General features: G+C 76.5%; 1 protein-coding gene. It reads right to left on the bottom strand.

Annotated features, from left to right (window positions below; translation table 11 throughout):
• Positions 1 to 1,573: ATP-binding protein (locus tag VIB55_RS04955; RefSeq protein WP_331875561.1), on the bottom strand; the 1,573-nt coding region annotated here is incomplete at both ends.

Below are 1,573 nucleotides of genomic sequence, written 5' to 3'. Positions count from 1 at the left end.
CGCGGAACACCTCGTGGAGCTGGTAGCGTCCCGCCGGCGTGCGGATGAGCAGCGACTTGTCCACCAGCGCGGCGAGCATCCCCACGCCGGCGCCGGCCACGCGCTGCGCAGCCTCCTTGCGGAAGCCGCCGCGGAACACCGCCAGGCGGCGCAGCGCGTCGCGCTCGCGGGCGTCCAGCAGGTTCCACGACGAGTCGAAGACGGCGCGCAGGCTCCGGTGCTGCGACGGCGAGTCGCGCAGCGGGGTGCTCAGCGCGTCGAAGCTCTGGGCCACCTCCTCGGCGATCTCGCGGCAGGAAAGGACGCGCACCAGCGACGCCGCCAGCTCGATCCCCAGCGGGAGCCCGCCCAGCATCCGGCAGATCTCCACCACGTGCCCCACGTCCTCCGGCTCCATCACGAAGGCGGCGTGGTGGCGGCGCGCGCGGTTGGCGAAGAGCCGCAGGGCGATGGAGTGGTCGGGCGAGGCGTCGGCGCCCACGCGGGGGATGGGCATCCCCCGCAGCGGGTAGACCGCCTCCTCCCGCAGGTTGAGCCGCTCGCGCGAGGTCGCCAGCACCCGGACGCGCGGCGCGGCGCGGAGCAGGTCCCCCACCAGCTCCTCGCCGGCGACCAGGTGCTCGAAGTTGTCGAGCACCAGCAGGAGCTGCCGGTCGCGGAGGAAGTCCAGGAGCTGCTGCCGGGGGGCGCTCCCGCCGCTGAACTGGAGCCCCGCCGCCTCGGCGATGGCCGGCACCAGGAACTCCGGCGCGGCGAGCGGCGCCAGCTCCACGAAGTGCACGCCGCCGGGCGCCGACTCGGCCAGCTCCGCGGCCACCTGGATCGCCAGCCGCGTCTTGCCGATGCCGCCGGGCCCGGTGAGGGTCACCAGCCGCCCGTCGCGCAGGAGCTGCTTGACCTCGCCGATCTCCACGTCGCGGCCCAGGATGCTGGTGGACACCGCGGGGAGGGCCCCGTGGACCCCCCGGCCGCGGGCCGCCGGCACCTGCACCCCCTGGTACCCCTCCCGCAGCGACCACCCGTCCGCGGCGCGCTGCAGCGCCCGCTCGTCCACCAGCAGCTCCAGCGCCGCCTGCATGCGGCCGGGAAGGCCGCCGGTCTCGCGGCGCAGCCAGCCGAGCAGCTCCTCGGGCGGCTCCCAGCGCAGCACGGTGCGCGTCCAGGTGCGCACTCCCTCCCACCCCAGCTCCCGCAGGGCGATGGTGGCGCGGACCTCGCCCTCCCAGGCGTGCGGGTCGTCGGCCTGCGCCTCGGCGGCGGCGAACACCACGCCCACCACCGGCAGGTCGCACCCCTCGAAGATCCCGCGCAGCAGCTCCAGCGTTTCCTCGTCCACGTCGTGCACGTCGTCCAGCAGCAGGACCACGCCGGAGCGCGCGCGCACCCGCTGGATCTCGCCCAGCAGCGCCGCCAGCTCGCGCGGGGAGTGCGGGAGCGCCTCGCGGAACTCGCGCCGCGACTCGCGCAGCGCCCCGAAGGCGCGGGCCCGGAGCGCCGGGGTGCCGCGCAGCGCCACGGCCTCGTAGCCCTGCAGGAGGGCGGCGGTGCGCGCCTCGGCCAGGAAGCGGGTGCG

Source organism: Longimicrobium sp. (genome assembly GCF_036554565.1).
Classification (GTDB): Bacteria; Gemmatimonadota; Gemmatimonadetes; order Longimicrobiales; family Longimicrobiaceae; genus Longimicrobium.
The sequence above is the reverse complement of the archived record's forward strand: the minus strand, read 5'-3'. Positions and strand labels throughout refer to the sequence as shown.